This window comes from Streptomyces sp. NPDC050418 (genome assembly GCF_044458745.1).
Lineage (GTDB): Bacteria > Actinomycetota > Actinomycetes > Streptomycetales > Streptomycetaceae > Streptomyces.
Window position 1 is genome coordinate 127,749 of record NZ_JBITIG010000015.1, and the last position, 16,808, is coordinate 144,556.

The window sequence follows — 16,808 nt, forward strand, 5'->3', positions numbered from 1 at the left end:
CGCCCGCGAGGCGCGGGCGGCGGTGCCGTCACTCGCGCGGTGTGGTCTCTTCCCGTATGACCGTCTGCGCGACGCGGAAGGCGGCGTTCGCGGCGGGGATCCCGCAGTAGATGGCGGTCTGCAGCAGGATCTCCTTGAGCTCGTCCGGGGTGAGGCCGTTGCGCAGGGCGGCGCGGGTGTGGAAGGCGAGCTCGTCGAGGTGACCGGCCGCGACGAGCGCGGTGAGCGTCACGGCGCTGCGCATCCGGCGCTCCAGACCGGTGCGGGCCCACACCTCGCCCCACGCGTAGCGCGTGAGCAGGTCCTGGAAGTCGTCCGAGAACGCGTCGCTGTCGGCGAGCGCCTGATCCACATGCGCGTCGCCGAGCACCTCGCGCCGGACCTTCATGCCCATGTCGTACGGGTCCGGGCGGCCGTCCGCGGCAGGCTGCCCGGGCACCGGCTCCAGGGGCGCGATCTCGGCGATGGGGCCGCGCGCGGGCGGGGCGAGGACAGGGACGGGCGCGGGGGCGGCGAGCGCGGCATGCGCCTCCGTCCAGGCCGTCGAGAAGTGGTGCACCAGCAGATCGGTGACGGCGGCGGGCTGCTCGACCGGGGCGAGATGCGAGGCACCGGGGACGACCGCGAGCCGCGCGTCCGGGATGCCCGCCACGAGGGTGCGGGCCTCGGCGGGCCCGGTCACCTGGTCCTCGGAGCCGACCAGGACGAGGGTCGGCACACCGATCCGGCCGAGTTCCTCGCGGATGTCGAAGGAGGCGAGCGCCTCGCAGGCCGCGATGTAGCAGCCTGGGTCGGTCGTGCGCACCATCTGCACGGCCCACTCCGTGATCGCGGGCTGCGCGGCCGCGAAGCCGGGGGTGAACCAGCGGTCGGGCGAGGTCCGCGACACGGGTTCGAGCCCGTTGCTGCGGACGACCACGCCCCGCTGCCGGAACTCGTCGGCGGTACCGAACCGCGGCGACGCGGCGATCAGCGCGAGCGAGGCGACGCGCTGCGGGTGGCGCAGCGCCAGATCGGCACCGATCGCCCCGCTGAGCGCACAGCCCGCGAAGCCGAACCGCTGCACGCCGACCTCGTCCAGCGTCACCAGCAGCCGGTCGGCGAGCGCCTGCACGGAATCCGCCGGATGCGCGGGCGCCCCGCCATGCCCGGGCAGATCGAACCGCAGCACGCGCCAGTGCTCGGTGAGCTCGGGTATCTGGCGGTCCCACATGTGCCATGTGGCACCGAGCGAAGTCCCCAAAATGAGGACCGGGGCGTCTTCTGGCCCGTCAAAGCGGTATTGCAGGGGTGCTGTCGTCGTCTCACTCACCTGCCCCACGCTCCCATATCTCACACCGCTCTCACGGTGTGGGGGTAGGACCGCTCGCAAGACCTGCCCATGTCTTCGCTGCCGGACGCAGGTCCTCCACATCGGGCTTCACGTACCACCGCTTGGAGCATCCTGCCGCCTTCGTCGACGAATACGCGTCCGCTGTCCTGGTACGCGTCGCCAACCGCCAGCTGCTCGGCCGCCTGCACACTTCGGAAGGACGTCAGGGCCTCTCGGACCAGGTCGGGCAGGGGCAGTTGCCGCTTCCCCGCGAAGGACTTCGCGTCCTTCTCCACAACCTTCTGATTTCCTACCAACGTACGCGTGTTCGTGATCGACACCGTGGCCTTGCCCAGGTCCACGTCGTCCCAACGCAGACCGCACACCTCTGCCGGCCGCAGCCCCATCAGCGAGAGAAGGTACGGAGCAAACAAACGGTCACCCTTCGCCACGAAGACCAAGGCATGCACCTCCTCCACGTTCCAGGGCGGTACGTCCTCCTTCGCCTGGCGGTCCGCCTTACGCGCCTCCAGCGGGATGGACACCGCCTGGCCACGTTCTGCGCGACCATGCGCTCCGTCACGGCATGGCCAAGCGCCTCCTTCAGCCTCGCGAGGGACATCTCCACGGAGGTGACGCCAAGGCCCGTTCCTGCCTTGCGGCCCCAGTCACCCCCCTCCCGCAGCGCCCACCGCATCCAGGCATCGACCTGCTCCTCAGCGAGCCCTTGGAGCCGTACGGGACCGAGCTGGCCCGGCACACGATCCAGAGTCACCTTGTAGCGACGGCTCATGATGAGCGCGTACTCACATCTCGCCTCCCGCCGAGTGGGGAAAGTACAGGTCAGCTGCTTGCGCTTCCCGGTGACAGGGTCACGCCCCGCATCGACGACGAACCGGTACCGCATGCGCCCCTTCTTGTCGGCTCACAAGGTCTACAGCGCGGCGCATGGCCGCCGCCGGTTCGCACCATGATGGGAAGCGGCGCCGATTTGGCCAATCGGCGATAAAAAGCCATGGAGCAGCCGCGCCACCACGGCCTCGAGTACCCTGCCCTCACTGTTCAAGACCCGAGGGTCCACGGGCTGGGTGTTTGGCCGTCTGGACGGTCATCAACGGTCACGACACCCTGAGCCGAATCCGAATCGGTGTGCTGTCCAGGACCACGAAAGGCAGTTCCAGTCGCAGCAGCGCTCAAGGCTCGCCGAACCGCGTGGCGCAGCCCGCGAGGGCGTCCATTCCCTCGCGGAGACAATGGACCTGCCTGAGGCGGAATGAAGACACGGACAGGCGGGCGCAGCGACACGTGGCTTCACCTCCCGGTGGGTTGCCTCCATGCGCCCTGTCGGCCTCTCTGGTCTCGAGTGAGTCGATCAGCATCAGGTTCGGGGGGCGTCGAGGTCCGTGGGCAAACAATGGCGGCGGGGCCAGGACGCCTCGCCCTGGCCCCGCCGTCCCCATCCTTTCCGCTTGTCAGTGCGAGTGGTGGCGCAGGTGCGGCCACCGGTGCCGTGCCGGTCCTGCGCCTGTCGCAGCGAGCGTAGGTGCCGAACCCGCCTGCGGCTGCTGCTCCGCTGCAGGAGCGGTCAACTCCTCGTGCAGCGGCGGGAAGTCCGGCACGGCCGGCGTCTCGCGCCACGACGGCTTGGCCAACTTGCCGATCAGCACCGGGGCTCCGGTGAAGACGAGCAGTCCTGCGGCGACCAGGGCCACGTACATCGCCGGGCTGCCGATGGGCAGTTGGGCCGGCGGGACGAAGGACAGAACCAGGGCGAAGGCCACCGCGACGAAGCCCGTTCCGGCCACTGCCCACATGCCGGGCTTGCCACCGGGGATGCGGAAGCTGCGCGGCAGGTGCGGGGCGGTGTAGCGCAGCCGGATGGCGGTCGCGTACAGCATCAGGTACATGACGATGTAGAGGCTGACCGTCATCGCGGAGATCAGAAAGAACGCCGCGGACACGTTGGGCGTGACCAGATAGATCGCCGAGATCAGAGTGACGATCAGTCCCTGGGCGAACAGGATGTTGCGCTGGGCGCCCTTGTTGTTGGTGCGTCGCAGCGCGGGCGGCAGCAGGCCGTCGTGCGCGGTGGACAGCAGGGCCTTGCTGGGGCCGCTGATCCAGGCGAGGGCTCCGCTCAGCGCGCCGTAACCGATCAGGGCGGCGATCACCGGAACGAGCCAGCCGGCGTGCAGCGCTCCGCCGAGAACGGACTGGTACGCGTCGAAGACACCAGTGGTGAGGGTGATCTTCCCGTACGGGAGGATGCCCGCGACCGCCAGGGAGCCGGCCGTGAAGATGGCGAACGCGAGGCCTGCGGCGAGCCACATGGCCTTGGGGTAGCCGCGCTTGGGGTCCTTCATCTCCGAGACGTGGACGGCCTGGGACTCACCGCCCGCGAACAGGAGCAGGATGCCGGCGAGGAAGGCCAGCGTGCTCAGCCCGGTCAGCGCCGGGAACAGACGCGGGTGTCCGTGGCTGGCGACGGCGGCAGCCGTGGTGTGCTCCCAGCCGATGGGGTGGCCGGAGGCGATCCAGTACACGAAGAGGCCGAGCAGCAGCAGGCCGGGCAGTGCCGTGCCGAGCACGAAGCCGCGCTTTGCGATCTTGACGAGGAGGCCGGTGCCGCTCAGCGCCACGAGCGTCGCCAGCCAGTACGCGCCGATGCAGAACAGGCCGACGAAGATGTGGTTGGAGGCGAGGGAGGGGTCGCGGACGGCGAAGGCGACAGCTGCGGCGGCGAATCCGAGTCCGGTGGGGTACCAGACGACGTTCTGGATCCACTGGAGCCAGACGGCGACGAAGCCGGTGCGCTTGCCGAAGGCCTCTGACACCCAGTCGTAGACGCCGCCCTTGCGGCCGGCGTAGGCGCCGCCGAGTTCGGCGGAGACGAGGGCGGCCGGGATGAGGAAGAGGAGCGTGGCGAAGCCGATGTAGGCAAACATCGTCAGCTCTTCCTTGGCCATCATCGGCAGCCCGCGCAGGCTGGTGATGACGGAGGCGGCTGTCATGAGGCCGATGGCCGGTACGGTCAGGCCCCGGGCTCGGCCGGCCTTGGTGAGAACTCTCGTGGTGCGTAGGTCGGTTGAGGGCTTACTGGAGTGCATGGCAGATCTCCTGACGGGTGCTCAGTGGTGGAAGGAGATCGGCCCTGCGGCCTTGACCGCGGCAGCCGTCAGCTGGTCGACCGCGCGGCGCATGTCGTCGAGGAACAGGGACGCCTTGTCGTGACTGATCTCGCGGCGCACCAGGATGCGGTGGATCACGGTTTCCTGGCGGTTCGCGGGCAGCGGATAGGCCGCCACCTGCCACCCGCGCTCGCGGAGCTTCGCGGAGAGGTTGTAGAGCGTGAACGGGGAGTGCTCGGGGTCGGTGAGGGTGTACGAGATGCCGGGCAGCCCGCCGTGTCCGTCGTACAGGAGCGTGAACGGGCCCAGCTTGGCGACCTCTTCGCCGAGATAGGCGGCGGTGTCCAGGCAGTTCTGCTGCGTGCGGCGGTAGCCCTCGCGGCCCAGGCGCAGGAAGAGGTAGTACTGGGCGATGATCTCGCCGCCGGGGCGGGAGAAGTTGAGGGCGAAGGTCGGCATGTTGCCGCCCAGGTAGTCGACGTAGAAGACGAGTTCCCCGGGGAGCAGTTCCGGCTCCCGCCACACCACCCAGCCGACGCCGAGCGGGGCCAGGCCGTACTTGTGCCCTGAGGTGTTGATGGAGACGACCCGGTCGACGCGGAAGTCCCACACCAGCTCGGGCTGGACGAACGGGGCGATGAAGCCGCCGCTGGCCGCGTCCACGTGGATGGGGATGTCGTATCCCAAGTCCTTCTCGATGGCGTCGAGTTCGGCGGCGATCTCGGCGACCGGCTCGTAGTCGCAGGTGAAGGTGACACCGAGGATGGCGACGACGCCGATGGTGTTCTCGTCGACGTACTCGCGCAGCTGCTCGGGGCGCAGCCCGGTGGCGCCGGGCAGCAGCGGGACCTCGCGGAGTTCCACGTCGAAGTAGCGGGCGAACTTCTTCCAGCAGATCTGCACCGGTCCGCACACGATGTTGGGCTTGTCCGCCGGGAGGCCTGCGGCCTGCCGGGCCTTGCGCCAGCGCCACTTCATGGCCAGGCCGCCGAGCATGCAGGCTTCGCTGGAGCCGGTGGTGGAGCAGCCGAGCGCATGCTCGGGGTCCGGTCCGTGCCACAGGTCGGAGAGCATCCGCACACACCGCTGCTCGATCTCGGCGGTCTGCGGGTACTCGTCCTTGTCGATCATGTTCTTGCCGAGGTTCTCGTCCATCAGGGTGCGGGCCTGCAGCTCGCTCCAGGTGGTGCAGAAGGTGGCGAGGTTCTGGGAGGAGTTGCCGTCGAGCTCCAGTTCGTCGTGGACCAGCTGGTAGACCACGGAGGGGTCGGCGGACGCGTCGGGGAAGTTGGTCTTCGGCAGGCCGGACCGGCCGAGCGGGGAGGCGTAGATTCCGTCGACGACTGAGGCGGGCTCCTGGGAGGTTTCGGTGACCGTCATGTGATTGCTCACGATCTTTTCTTGGGAGTGCCGTTACCAGGGGATTCTGGTGGCGGCCGAGGGGCGCGATTTCCGACTCGGAACCTTTTCGCCCCTATCCATGACACACCCGTATGAGCTGGCTGAACGGCGGCATAAGCCCTGATCTCATGTACCCAAGGCCCGCCGTTACGGGACTCGATGTCAACGAAAGTGAGCGCGGCCTACGCGCGGTCACTCGTCCCCGTTGCTGCCGCGGCTGCAGGCAACAACGCCGGGCACATCTGCGAATCGTGCGGTGAGCGCGCCCGCGTCACCGCGACCGACCACGGCAAGGTGCACTTCCGCAAGGTGTTCGTCATTCGGAACCGATGCCGTTCCCATCGCGTCCGGCGACAGGACCCGCAGTTCGGAGACGATGAAGCCACCCTGCTCGCACGCTTCGAGCAGTTCGTGGAGCATCCGGTGCGCTGTAGGTAGGCGATGCGGTAGTGGACGGGTGCCGCGCGGAGTGCGGGCAGGCGGTGGGCCAGCGGACGGATCGCGTAGGCGACGACGAAGTACGCGGCGGTCGCCAGCACCGCGAGCAGTGGCAGCCCGGCTCCTGCGGCGGCGCCCACGGCCGCGGTCAGCCAGATGGTCGCGGCCGTGGTGAGGCCCTGCACGGAACCACGCTGCACGAAGATCACGCCGGCACCGACGCCGACCGTGGTGTAGGTGCGCAGGCCCGCTGACTTCTGGCGGATTTCCCGCTCCAGGCCGATCACGCCCGACAGGAGCAGGGCAAGGCCGAATTCGGCGGCCTGCCGCCAGCCCTGGCCGCCGTCGGCCTCCTTCAGCAGCTTCACGCTCAACCGGCCCTGGCTGGGGCTTCGGCTCGGGCGCGGGTGTGGTGCCGATGCGATGTCAGGGAACTCGGCCCGGATCGCCGCATACAGCTAGGCCTTCGACATTTGCGGCATGACCAGCACCTTTCACCAGGAACATCCCGATGCTGCCCTGGCAGGAACCGCAATGCTGTCAAGACTCGTGATCATCACCCAACCGTGGATCGGGGGTGCCTTCCAAACCCGTGAACAACTGCTGTGGCTACCCGTGAACTAATGCTGCCTGCCGTCGCGTCACGAACCATGCCCAGAGGCATCTGCCGGGTTGAGCGCCTGCAGCGCGGTGCGATGTGTGAGCCAGCCGACGAGTTGAAGCCCTGTCGCATCCAGTACGGGAATGCCGTCCCCCTCCGCGGCGGCGAACCGGGACAGGGCATCCTGCAGGCTCTCGCCGACGCGGACCCCTTGCGGAGTGTCCAGGACGCTGGTCACCGGCTCGTCGCCGGGCATTCCCGCGGCGAGTGCCTCCGCGGTCGCCACCGAGCTGACCGTGCCCTGGAGTTCACCGGCACCGTCCACCACCGGAAGGCAGCCACTGCCCGTACCCAGGAGAGCATCAGCCGCCTCTCGCAGTCCTGTGCCGGGCCCGAGGACGGCGGGAGGTGGCTGCATCACCGTCCCGACGTCGATCGCGGCGGGCCCGGTGAGGTCCAAGTCCACGCCTCTGCGCAGCAGTTTGGCCGAGTAGACGGTTTCCCGGCTCAGCGCCCTGCTGACCCCGGTGGCCACGGCCACCGCCGCCATCAGGGGCAGAATGATCCCGTAGTCGCCGGTGAGTTCGTACATGATGAGCACCGCCGTGATGGGGGCACGAGCGGCGCCCGCGAACACGGCTCCCATGGCGATGATCGCGTATGCGGTGGGTGAGCCGGTCACGCCAAGTGCCAGCTCCCCGAGGCTCTGGCCGAAGGCGCTGCCGAGCATCGCGCCCACGAACAGGCTGGGCGCGAACACCCCGCCCGAGCCGCCGATACCGATCGTGAGACTGCACGCCACCACTTTCCCGACGAGCAGCACCAGCAGGAAGCCGACCGCGTAGCCGCCGGCCACCCCCTTTTCCAGGACCGGATAGCCCACCCCGTACATCTGAGGCAACGCCAGCAGGATCGCACCGAGGACCACGCCGCCCACGGCGGGACGCAGCCACTCGGGACCACGCCAGACCTTGTCGCAGGCGTCCTCCACGAGGTAGAGCACCTTGGTGAACAGCACGCCCACTGTCCCGGCCAGCGCGCCGAGCAGAATGAACAGCACGTAGGAAGCGAGGTGTTCGACCTCCACCTGCGGCAGCTGCAGGAAGGTCTGGTCCCCGAGGAGGGAGCGGGCGATCACGCTCGCCGTCACCGAGGAGAGCACCACGACGCCGAAGCGGGGCGCGGTGAAATCCCGCAGGATCAGCTCCATCGCGAAGAAGACGCCCGCCAGCGGTGCGTTGAACGTGGCCGCGATGCCGCCCGCCGCACCACACACCACCAGCACTCTGAGGCGGTCCTCGCCGACGCGTACGAACACGCCGAGGCTCGATCCCAGCGCCGATCCGATCTGGACGATCGGCCCTTCCCGGCCCACCGAGCCGCCGCCCCCGATGCAGAGTGCGGACGCGAGCGACTTCACCACCGCGACCCGCGGCGGGATACGGCCGCCCTGCCGGTCGACGGCGTACATGACCTCCGGTACGCCGTGCCCGCGCGCTTCGCGGGCGAAGCGGTACACCAAGGGGCCGTAGATGATCCCGGCCACCACGGGTGCGAGCAGGACGAAGTACGTGCCGAGCCCAGGCACCAGGGGGTTCGGCACCCGACCCACGGCCGAGTAATCGGCGTAACCCGAGAGCACTCGGGTCACGCCCTCGATGAGCCAGCGGAAACCGACCGCTCCCAGACCCGCGCCCACACCCACCAGCACGGCCAGGACGGCAAACCCGCCCTGAGTGCTCTGCAGCCATCGAGCAAGGTGACGTGGGGTGCCAAGGGCCCAGGCTCGTACAGACATGCCGCCCATGGTGGTGACCGGAGACGGAGCCATCCGCGCGGCACAGGGCGGCGGGTGCAGGCCTCACCTGGATGGAGCCGCGGTTCGCGGCCTCTCATCGCCATTGGCTGTGGAGGGCACGTTTCGCCGTTCGTTCAGTGGCGGGCGCCTCTCACCACCGCGCACCGCGCCGATGGGCCACGACCGAGGCGGTGGCTCGTGCGAGCAGGTGGGCAGTGTGGCGCCCGCCGCGGGCCAGCGGTGCCTGCCACTTTGTGGTCAGTGCGTGCTTGGCTGTGGCCACGCGGCCGGAGCGCATGATGCGCAGGACATGGCCGTCGCAGCGGGGGCAGGTGGGACGGGACAGCGGAGAGGGAACCTCCTCGCCGTCGACGGTGTAGCGCACATGACGCCGGCCCTCGGCGTCGGTCCACGGGGTGATGTCGAAGCCGACCTCCCAGCCGTGTCCGCAGTCCAGGCACGTCAGGGCGTAGGCCTCGTAGCTGCTGACCCGGTCCTCGGCCGGTCGAGTTGAGGTGAAGCTGGTGGTCATGGTGCTTCCTCTCGATCCGGGGGCGGTTGCGGGTGCCGCCCCACCTCTTCAGAGAACACCCTGAGCGGACCTCGGAGGTTCGCCGGACGGCCCGACTTGTCGGCCCGGAAGAACCTCCGTGCCCGAGGTCCTGTAAACGAACGTGGACGCCTCGCCCGCCGTGCGGCTGCCGCGCCCGGGCGACTCGACGGCCCTGTCGCCGCCCACACCCCTGTGCCCGATGTCAGGGTGCGAGAGGTACCTACAGCTCGGTAAGTGAGGAGCCGGAATGGAGCTGACCAGCACGACCTTCCAGGTCACCTTGGTGATCGCCACAGGTCTCGCGATGCTGGGCACCCTGCTCCTGTGGGGAAGGGTCCGCGGTCCCGGCTGGCTGCGCTGGCCCCTGCGCGTGCTGATGATCGTGCTGTGCCAGCTGACAGCGATCGGCACCGTCGCCACCATGATCAACAACAGTTACGGCCTGTACGCCTCCTGGAGCGGCCTCCTGGACAGACCCCGCCGTCCGCGAACGCAACAGCCCCATGTGGCTCGTGCGCCACACGGACGCAAACGTCTCGCTCTTCCTCGGTACTTCTCGGCAGGACCCCGACAGTCCGCCCTCCTACATCGAGGAGTTCAGCAAGGCCGCGAAAGGCACGGGAGTACGGGTGAAGACAGTGATCAAACCGACCGGCGGCCACAACTGGGACACCTGGCGCAGCATGTATCCCGAGGCGATCCCCTGGCTCAGTGAACAGCTCGACCAGCCGCAGTGACCCGTAATCGGTTGGTTCCTCACGAAGGGAGGGTGCGGGTGCCCTCGACCGTCGTATTCGGTGCCTGGCGCCGCTCCCTCACCCCCGCCGCGTGGGATCGCCTGGCGGGGGTGGCGGCGCTGGTCGTCGCCGCGGCGATGGAGATCCCCGCGGTCTGGGCGCATGGCTCCTGGGCCGTGCATCCGGTGCTGCGCTGGGCGGGCATCGTCATGGCCTCTGCGGCCCTGTTGTGGCGACGCACCCGGTTCGCGTACGCCACGGTGATCGTCCTGGTCGGGACGATCCTGAGCATGCACTACGCAGCGCTGTTCTTCCTCGCGTACGCAGCAGGGCGCTATCAACCCGTCGTACGGGCCTGGATGTTCGGCGTGATCGCCAGCGCGCTGCTCTTCCTGCTGACCGCGACGGGCTCCGGGCCACCGCTGGTGCAGGACGGCTCGGCGACCAGTGTCGCGGTGATCGTGTTCATGGTGGCGATGACCATCGTGGCCGGGACGACCCGGCGCCAGCGCGACGAGGACCGGGCACAGGCGGCGAACGCGGCCCGGCAACGGGCCGTGGACGCCGTAAACGCCGAACGCAGCCGTCTGGTACGGGAGTTCCACGATCTGCTTGGCCATGACGTGGCGCTTCTGAACATCCTGCTCGAGTCGCTGCGGGCGCAGCTCCCGGCGAGCGCGGGCGGTGCGGACACGGTGAATCTCCTCGACTCCGCGCAGCAGCAGTGTGCGGCAGCCTCCGACCATCTGCGCTCGATGACGGGCGTGCTGAGGCTGCGGGAACTCGAGGCGGAAGAAGGTACGGAGGGACAGGCCCTGCGGGCGGACAGCGCGCGGGCCGAAGCGGAGGCGCTGGCCAGATCGCTGGAGAGCGTACGGGCCTCCGGGCTCGAAGTGCGCCTGAGCGACGGCTTCTTCAATGCCTTCGGCGAGCTGCCGGCCGAGCACCAGCACACGGCGCGGCGCGTGGTCACCGAAGCGCTGACCAATGTCCTACGGCATGCACCCGGCGCCGACGTACGGCTCGCCCTGGACCTTCGACCCCAAGGCTGGACCCTCGAGGTCGGCAACGGACCCCGGCGCAATGGTCCGGTGAGCCCTGACGCGAGCGGCACCGGGCTCGGGCTGCCTGGACTGCGCAGCCGGGTCGGGGAGCTGGGCGGGGTGCTGAGCGCGGGGGCGGAGTCGGGCGGGGGCTTTCTCGTCAGGGCGGAAGTGCCGTGGCCAAAGGGTTACGGCGGCCTCGACGCGCTGCACACAACACCTCGTACTCGTAAAGGGAACGTCTCATGATCCGCATCGTCATCGTCGACGACGAAGAAGTCGTCCGCACCGGCCTGCGCACCATCCTCGGCGCAGGCGACGACATCAAGGTGGTGGGGGAAGCAGGCTCGGGCGAGGAAGCCCTCGAGCTGGTAACTGCCCAGGCCCCCGACGGGGTCGTCCTCGACCTCGCCATGCCTGGCGCCATGGACGGCGCCGAGACCGCGCGACTGCTACGCGAAAGCCACCCCGACCTCGGCATCCTGATCCTCACGGCGCTCGCCGACGAGGAGCACGTCGCGCGCGTGTGGCGAGCGGGTGCGGACGGCTATCTCCTGAAGACGGCCTCGGGCGAACAGATGCGGGCCGCCGTGCACAGTGCGGTCGAGCACCGCGCCGTCCTCTCGCCCGCGGTGATCTCCGCCGTCATGGACCGCTTCGCGAGCCACCACCACCCGGCGGGCGGTCCCCGGCTTGTGGAGCAGATCAAGTCGCTCGCCCCGATGGAACTGCGCTGTGTCCTCGCCGTAGCCGAAGGCCTCGGCAACGCGGAGATCGCGGCCCGCCTCCGGCTCGCCGAAGGCACCGTGAAGTCCCATGTGTCGCGTGCCCTGCGGAAGTTCGGCCTGGACAACCGGACGCAGCTGGCGCTCCTTGTGAATGACCAAAGAGGGCTCTTCCTGCGCGCATTGAACGATCATTGAGCTCGCCCGCCTGGTGGAGCTCGGCCGCCTCACCGCAGGCACCCAAGCCGAGCGGGCCTTGAGCGTCCTGGAATCCGGGCCGGCGATACTCCTGACTCAGTTGCACGAAACACGCGATGACCTTTCCTACGTCGAGGAGATCAAGCGCGACCTGGCTGACGAGTTCACGGCGCTCTGCCGGCAACTGGACGTCAGTCTCGTAAGCCACTACCTGGCTTCCGGCGCGGCGCCAGTACTCCCGGACTCCCTGACGACGCGGAGGAGCCGCCTACGACTTCGCACGAGAGCGCGCACGACCGCCGTGTGTGCGAACTGCGCTGCCCGGCAATCGGCACATGGGAAATAAGAGACTCGGTCCAATTCGGTCAGGGACCAGACTCCGGCAGGGGCAGCACGGATGCAGCCTTCCCAACACGTACCTCTCGAACGCCGCTACCGACGCGGCGATGACGTCCCACTGAAGTGCAGCAGCGCCCGCGCGCCCCGAGACACAAGCCGGCAGAAACACCCCGCCGTCGCCTTGGCAGCGCGTGCCATGTGGCACCGAGCGACGTGCCCATCACCAGGACTGGGGCGTCCTCCGGCCCGTCAACGCGGTATTGCAGGGTTTCGACGTTCTCTTGACTCACCCGTCCAGGCTGCCATGTCTCCCATTCGCTGCGTGAGCGGGGGCTGAGCCGTTGGCCAAACCTCCCCACGGATCGGCCGCCGGTCGCAAGTCCTCCACATCGGGCTTCACAAACCGAGCGGTGCGTGGTCTCCACAGCTCGCGCGAGCGTCGTCAGCACTGTCAGTGCCCAGTCGCATACTGACGCCCATGCAGATATCGGAGGACACTCTCAAGCAGGCCTGGCACCAGTTGACCGGGAACTCCGACGTGCTCGACGACGCGATGCTGCCACCCATCGGCACCTCGCCGGACCAGTACGAAGAGCGCGTGGGCGAGCTGCACGGTCGTCTCTTCCTCATCTTGGAACAGGACGGCACGGTGCGCGGTCGCATCGGTCCGTATCGGGAGGTGTTCGTCACCCGAGATCTGGATCAGGTGCTGTACTTCGCCGCCGAGGACGCGGTCCGCAAGCTCGCCGAGCACATCGCGGCCCGCGCCCCGGGCAGCGGCCCCGTCGCCAACCTGGTTGGCGGCCAAGCCGAGTTGCTGGACCGGATCAACCCCGCCTGGGGCAGCCGATTCCGCAACGGCAGCATGGACGGCGAGCCGCCGTCCCTTCCGTGCGGGCGCGACCCGCTGGAGGGACTCGCCTGGATCGCCGGAAACTGGCGCGGACAAGACCCCTGCACACACCTCGTCTTCTTCCGCGGCGAGAACATCAGCGCCGAACAGATCGTCCTGCTCCATGGAGCCGACCCCGAACAGGTCGCCGGCGAAACCCGCCTTGCGGACCTGCGCAGCATGGACGACGGCGCCTTCTACCAGGACATGGTCTGGGAGACCTGCTGTTTCGGGCAGGCCGGCGACTGGGCGTTCCTGATGTACCACGAGACCCCCGGCCTCGGTCCGGGCCTTGAGGCTCTCGCCCGGCTCGGTGTCAGCGAGATGGTGCATCTGCGCGCCACGTCCGCGAAGGCCATCTACACCTTCGACTACTTCCGCGACGGCCGGCGCATCGACGACGACTGGGGCGTCTTGGAGCTCATCTGGTACGACCGCGGCCGCGCCCCCTACTTCCGAGGCGGTCAACTCGACTTCCTCAACCGGGCCATACGCCGCGCCGAACTCGACCATCCCGGGACGACCAGCGAGTTCGAGCTGTACTTCCACGCCCTGGAAGACGCCTTCGGACTCCAGCTGCCACAGCAGGACATCCAGGAGGGAACGGTCCGGGCGGCTCAGTGGGCACGCCGCGACAGCTGACAGTTCCGTCCTGAGCATCCGCCGAGAGCAGGTGGCCGGGTGCGGGCCGGTGGGTGAGGCATAGTTGGCCGGGTGAACGACACGAACGGCTGGCTCGCGCTGCTCAAGGAGAACCCGGGGCACTCACAGTGGTACATCGACCGGTTCAGAAAACTCGCCGAAGAAGGGGCCGACCTGCACGGTGAGGCCCGTCTCATCGACGCGATGGCGGGCCGCGGAGCGCGGATCCTCGACGCGGGCTGCGGGCCCGGCCGGGTCGGCGCCTACCTCGCCGAGGCCGGGCACGACGTCACGGGTGTCGACCTCGACCCGACCCTCATCGCCGCGGCCCGCACCGACCATCCCGGTGCACAGTGGCTGGTTGGTGACCTCGCCGACCTCGACCTTCCGGGGGACGGCTTCGACCTCATCGTTTGCGCCGGGAACGTGATGACGTTCCTCGCCCCGGACACCCGGCGCACCGTCCTCGGCCGGTTCAAGAGGCATCTGAGGACCGGCGGGCGGGCAGTGACCGGCTTCGGCACGGACCGCGGCTACCCTCCCGAGCAGTTCCTCCAGGACGCCGAAGCAGCTGGCCTGACTCCCCAACTCCTTCTGTCCACATGGGACTTGATCCCCTACGTGGACGGTTCCGAGTTCCTCGTGGCCGTCCTCACGCCACGCCTCCCGGATACGGCCTCCTAGCGACCGGCTCGGCACACCGGCCGGTCCGACGGATCTCGGTCAGGGCGGCCAGGATGCCTGGGAGCAGGGGGTTCGAGTCGTTCCTGCGCCATGCGACGGCAACTCGTGTGCGCGCAGCACTGGGCTCGATACCGGTCGCGGTACCGTGCCCGACACCGGGCGCGACACCAGGCTCGATCCTGCGGAAGGCAACGCCTTTGAGGCGGATCCGGCGGATGCTCTCCGGGGCCAGCGACACGCCGAGGCCGGTTTCCACCAAGGCGCACACGGTCTGCCATTCCACGGCGTGCTGAGCCACCCGAGGGGTGAAACCCGCAGCGATGCAGAGGCCGGCGATCCGGTCGTGGAGCGGCGGGCCGACGGCACGCGGCAGGAGTACGAAGGGCTGGTCCGCCAACTGCTCGACCCGGACGGCTCGTTGCGCCGCGAGCGGGTGCGAGGCGGGCAGGACGGCCACGAACGGTTCGGTCAGCACGGTCTCGAAGTCGAGCTCCGCGTCCTGGGCGGGCGGCTCCCGCAGCAGTCCGATGTCGATCGTCCGTTCGCGCAGGGCGGCCAGTTGGGGCGTGGTGGTCATCTCCTGGATGTCCAGTTCCACGGCCGGGAACTGTTCCCGGAACGTTCGCAGGAGGCTGGGCAGCACGGTGAGGGCGAGGGAGGCGGCGAAGCCGATCCGCAGGCGGCCGGCCCTGCCGCTGCCGACGTCCCTGGCCGCGGTCAGCCCCTCTGCGAGGTGGCTGAGAACGCTCCGGGCAGCGGGCAGGAGCTCCCGCCCCGCCGGGGTGAGGCGGATACGTCCGGGTTCGCGGCTGAACAGCGCGTGGCCGACCTTGTCCTCAAGCCGGCGTATCTGCTGGCTCAGCGGAGGCTGGGCGATGCCCAGACGGGTGGCGGCGTGACCGAAGTGGAGTTCCTCGGCGAGCACGACGAAGGCATGCAGTTGATGCAGGGGAAGTTCGGGGCGCTCCATACGCCTAGAGATATCACTGAGCACCCGAAAGCGTATTAGACGTATCAGTGCTGGTCACTTAGCGTTCGGCGCATGACAGAGCGACGTTCCATCCTCAGCGGCTCGACGTTCGAGGAGCAGATCGGCTACGCCCGCGCGGTGATCGACGGCGACTGGGTCCATGTGTCCGGGACGACCGGATTCGACTACACGACCATGACGATCTCCGACGACGTGGTGGAGCAGACCGAGCAGTGCCTGCGCAACATCGAGGCCGCCCTCGCCGAAGCGGAGTGCACCTTCGCCGACGTGGTGCGGGTCCGCTATCTGCTGCCCGACCGGGCCGACTTCGAGCCCTGCTGGCCCGCCCTGCGTCGCACGTTCGGCGAGGTCCGGCCGGCCGCCACGATGCTCATGTGCGGCCTCGCCGACCCCCGGATGAAGATCGAGATCGAGGTGTACGCCCGGCGGAAGGTCGCGTGACGGTCCGCACCTCAGCCGAGCGTGATGCGCAGTTCGTAGCGATCGGCGCGGTAGACCTCGTGGCTGTCCGCGCAGGGCGCGTCCGTGGTGTCGTACGACAGGCGTGTGGTGTGCAGGACCGGGGACGGTCCGGTCAGATCGAGCGGCTCCTTCTCCTCGTCCGCGGCAAGGGCGGCGCGGGCCGTGTACTCGGCGCGGGCCGGGCCGTGTCCCTCGGCGGCGAGATGGGCGAAGAGCGAGGCGGTGGTGAAGTCCTGGTCCACGATGGCCGGGGCGAACGCGAGAGGTACCAGGTCGTACGAGAGGCAGACCGGCAGGCCGTCGAGGTGACGTAGCCGGTGCAGCTCGAAGACGGGTGCCCGGGTGGGGATGCCGAGGCGGTCGGCCTCCTTCGAACGCGCCCGGCGCGTACGGGCGAGGAGCACGCGGGAGGTGACCTGGCCGCCGAGGCGCCGGTTGGCCTCGATGAAGCCGATGACCGCGCCGGCGTCGGCGGTGTGGGTGAAGCCGGCCCGGGTGACCTGCCAGCCGCGACGCTGCGAGGACTCGACCTGGCCCTGCGCCTTCAGGGCGGCGAGGGCGCGGCGCAGGGTGACTCGGCTGACGGCGAGCTGCTCGCACAGATGGCGCTCGGACGGCAGCCGCTCCCCCGGCGCGAGGGCGCCGGAGGCGATGGCGTGCGCGAGGGCCTGCTGTGCGAGGACGTACGGGGGCTGGCCGCCGTCGGACGGGACGGGCGCGAACGGCTCGGTGCGCGGCACGCGCCTGCTCCTTGCTCGATGACCTTCGCCCCTGCTTCAGGGCCGAAGGACCGGAAAGCCATCTGGACTACATCTGGTATACCCGAATAGGGGTGAAAACACCCATTCCCTAGCCAAGTACTCC

Annotated in this window: 16 protein-coding genes; 7 read left to right on the top strand and 9 right to left on the bottom strand. The window is 69.1% G+C overall.

What is annotated here, in order from left to right:
* Positions 1-28 precede the first annotated feature (28 nt).
* The 5 genes from pcaC to ACIBI4_RS31025 all read right to left on the bottom strand — a co-directional run bounded on the left by pcaC (position 29) and on the right by ACIBI4_RS31025 (position 6,647).
* Positions 29-1,312 carry a 4-carboxymuconolactone decarboxylase gene (gene pcaC / locus ACIBI4_RS31005; protein WP_399207484.1) on the bottom strand — a complete coding sequence of 428 codons (1,284 nt, stop codon included), beginning with the start codon at positions 1,310-1,312 and terminating at the stop codon, positions 29-31.
* 20 nt (positions 1,313-1,332) lie between these two features.
* Positions 1,333-1,857, bottom strand: coding sequence for a hypothetical protein (locus ACIBI4_RS31010; protein WP_399207485.1), 525 nt, complete (start codon positions 1,855-1,857; stop codon positions 1,333-1,335).
* A gap of 927 nt (positions 1,858-2,784) precedes the next feature.
* Positions 2,785-4,323, bottom strand: coding sequence for an APC family permease (locus ACIBI4_RS31015; protein ID WP_399207486.1), 1,539 nt, complete (start codon positions 4,321-4,323; stop codon positions 2,785-2,787).
* Positions 4,324-4,440: 117 nt separating this feature from the next.
* Positions 4,441-5,820, bottom strand: a complete 1,380-nt coding sequence (locus tag ACIBI4_RS31020; protein WP_399207587.1) for a glutamate decarboxylase — start codon at positions 5,818-5,820, stop codon at positions 4,441-4,443.
* Between the two features lie 203 nt (positions 5,821-6,023).
* Positions 6,024-6,647, bottom strand: coding sequence for an MgtC/SapB family protein (locus tag ACIBI4_RS31025; RefSeq protein WP_399207487.1), 624 nt, complete (start codon positions 6,645-6,647; stop codon positions 6,024-6,026).
* Positions 6,648-6,759: 112 nt separating this feature from the next.
* Between ACIBI4_RS31025 and ACIBI4_RS31030 the strand changes: the two genes are divergently transcribed.
* Positions 6,760-6,903 (top strand): hypothetical protein, encoded by a 144-nt coding sequence (locus ACIBI4_RS31030; RefSeq protein WP_399207488.1) that lies wholly within the window; start codon positions 6,760-6,762, stop codon positions 6,901-6,903.
* Positions 6,904-6,920: 17 nt separating this feature from the next.
* Here ACIBI4_RS31030 and ACIBI4_RS31035 read toward each other — a convergent pair whose 3' ends face one another.
* Positions 6,921-8,678: a chloride channel protein gene (locus ACIBI4_RS31035; RefSeq protein ID WP_399207489.1), complete on the bottom strand. Its 1,758-nt coding sequence runs from the start codon at positions 8,676-8,678 to the stop codon at positions 6,921-6,923.
* Between the two features lie 151 nt (positions 8,679-8,829).
* A complete protein-coding gene (locus ACIBI4_RS31040) occupies positions 8,830-9,210 on the bottom strand; it encodes a hypothetical protein (RefSeq protein ID WP_399207490.1) in 381 nt (126 codons plus the stop codon).
* Between the two features lie 533 nt (positions 9,211-9,743).
* Between ACIBI4_RS31040 and ACIBI4_RS31045 the strand changes: the two genes are divergently transcribed.
* The 5 genes from ACIBI4_RS31045 to ACIBI4_RS31065 all read left to right on the top strand — a co-directional run bounded on the left by ACIBI4_RS31045 (position 9,744) and on the right by ACIBI4_RS31065 (position 14,491).
* Complete coding sequence (locus ACIBI4_RS31045) at positions 9,744-9,968, top strand: hypothetical protein (protein ID WP_399207491.1); 225 nt, start codon at positions 9,744-9,746, stop codon at positions 9,966-9,968.
* Positions 9,969-10,006: 38 nt separating this feature from the next.
* Positions 10,007-11,260 (top strand): sensor histidine kinase, encoded by a 1,254-nt coding sequence (locus ACIBI4_RS31050; RefSeq protein WP_399207492.1) that lies wholly within the window; start codon positions 10,007-10,009, stop codon positions 11,258-11,260.
* Positions 11,257-11,934 carry a response regulator gene (locus tag ACIBI4_RS31055; protein WP_399207493.1) on the top strand — a complete coding sequence of 226 codons (678 nt, stop codon included), beginning with the start codon at positions 11,257-11,259 and terminating at the stop codon, positions 11,932-11,934. The genes ACIBI4_RS31050 and ACIBI4_RS31055 overlap by 4 nt, the downstream gene beginning before the upstream one ends.
* Positions 11,935-12,751: 817 nt before the next feature.
* Positions 12,752-13,807, top strand: a complete 1,056-nt coding sequence (locus ACIBI4_RS31060; protein ID WP_399207494.1) for a hypothetical protein — start codon at positions 12,752-12,754, stop codon at positions 13,805-13,807.
* Positions 13,808-13,879: 72 nt separating this feature from the next.
* Positions 13,880-14,491, top strand: a complete 612-nt coding sequence (locus tag ACIBI4_RS31065) for a class I SAM-dependent methyltransferase (RefSeq protein WP_399207495.1) — start codon at positions 13,880-13,882, stop codon at positions 14,489-14,491.
* On the opposite strand, the gene ACIBI4_RS31070 is transcribed toward ACIBI4_RS31065, so the two are convergent.
* Complete coding sequence (locus ACIBI4_RS31070) at positions 14,460-15,461, bottom strand: LysR family transcriptional regulator (protein ID WP_399207497.1); 1,002 nt, start codon at positions 15,459-15,461, stop codon at positions 14,460-14,462. The genes ACIBI4_RS31065 and ACIBI4_RS31070 overlap by 32 nt on opposite strands.
* A gap of 72 nt (positions 15,462-15,533) precedes the next feature.
* Here ACIBI4_RS31070 and ACIBI4_RS31075 point away from each other — a divergent pair, with 72 nt between their 5' ends.
* Positions 15,534-15,923 carry a RidA family protein gene (locus ACIBI4_RS31075; RefSeq protein ID WP_399207498.1) on the top strand — a complete coding sequence of 130 codons (390 nt, stop codon included), beginning with the start codon at positions 15,534-15,536 and terminating at the stop codon, positions 15,921-15,923.
* 11 nt (positions 15,924-15,934) lie between these two features.
* Here ACIBI4_RS31075 and ACIBI4_RS31080 read toward each other — a convergent pair whose 3' ends face one another.
* A complete protein-coding gene (locus ACIBI4_RS31080; RefSeq protein ID WP_399207499.1) occupies positions 15,935-16,684 on the bottom strand; it encodes a GntR family transcriptional regulator in 750 nt (249 codons plus the stop codon).
* Between the last annotated feature and the right edge of the window lie 124 nt (positions 16,685-16,808).

Excerpts from the sequence above, each read along its gene's own strand:
- ACIBI4_RS31015 (WP_399207486.1), bottom strand. The coding sequence starts at position 4,323 with ATGACAGCCGCCTCCGTCATCACCAGCCTGCGCGGGCTGCCGATGATG.
- ACIBI4_RS31020 (WP_399207587.1), bottom strand. The coding sequence starts at position 5,820 with ATGACGGTCACCGAAACCTCCCAGGAGCCCGCCTCAGTCGTCGACGGA.
- ACIBI4_RS31030 (WP_399207488.1), top strand. The coding sequence starts at position 6,760 with ATGACCAGCACCTTTCACCAGGAACATCCCGATGCTGCCCTGGCAGGA.
- ACIBI4_RS31035 (WP_399207489.1), bottom strand. The coding sequence starts at position 8,678 with ATGTCTGTACGAGCCTGGGCCCTTGGCACCCCACGTCACCTTGCTCGA.
- ACIBI4_RS31040 (WP_399207490.1), bottom strand. The coding sequence starts at position 9,210 with ATGACCACCAGCTTCACCTCAACTCGACCGGCCGAGGACCGGGTCAGC.
- ACIBI4_RS31055 (WP_399207493.1), top strand. The coding sequence starts at position 11,257 with ATGATCCGCATCGTCATCGTCGACGACGAAGAAGTCGTCCGCACCGGC.
- ACIBI4_RS31060 (WP_399207494.1), top strand. The coding sequence starts at position 12,752 with ATGCAGATATCGGAGGACACTCTCAAGCAGGCCTGGCACCAGTTGACC.
- ACIBI4_RS31070 (WP_399207497.1), bottom strand. The coding sequence starts at position 15,461 with ATGGAGCGCCCCGAACTTCCCCTGCATCAACTGCATGCCTTCGTCGTG.
- ACIBI4_RS31075 (WP_399207498.1), top strand. The coding sequence starts at position 15,534 with ATGACAGAGCGACGTTCCATCCTCAGCGGCTCGACGTTCGAGGAGCAG.